Origin of the sequence: Vibrio sp. 10N.222.52.B7 (genome assembly GCF_041474275.1) — a bacterium.
In the GTDB taxonomy this organism is placed as follows: domain Bacteria; phylum Pseudomonadota; class Gammaproteobacteria; order Enterobacterales; family Vibrionaceae; genus Vibrio; species Vibrio crassostreae_C.
This window is the reverse complement of sequence record NZ_JBFRTU010000529.1, coordinates 1-226: the sequence shown is the minus strand read 5'-3', so window position 1 is coordinate 226 and position 226 is coordinate 1. Positions and strand designations below refer to the sequence as shown.

Annotated in this window: 1 pseudogene; it reads right to left on the bottom strand. The window is 41.6% G+C overall.

Features of this window, described 5'->3' with window-relative positions:
- Window positions 1–226: pseudogene (locus tag AB4512_RS24035) on the bottom strand (tripartite tricarboxylate transporter TctB family protein); the annotation flags it as partial.

The following is a 226-nucleotide window of genomic DNA, read 5'->3' as shown; positions in this document are numbered from 1 at the left end:
GGTAGCCAACCACACTGATGAGTAACGCGTATCCAATAAGAAAGGCCACGCCGAAGATAGACATCTTGCTTATCATCGCTTCTTGTTGTTCTGGAACACCTTTGAGTTTGTGCTGAACGATGAGAACAATACAGATAGCAATTTGAGCAATCACAATCATCATCGGGAAGAATTTTGCATCAACACTTGCATCTTGATACATCGGACGATCAAACTGAGTAATCAA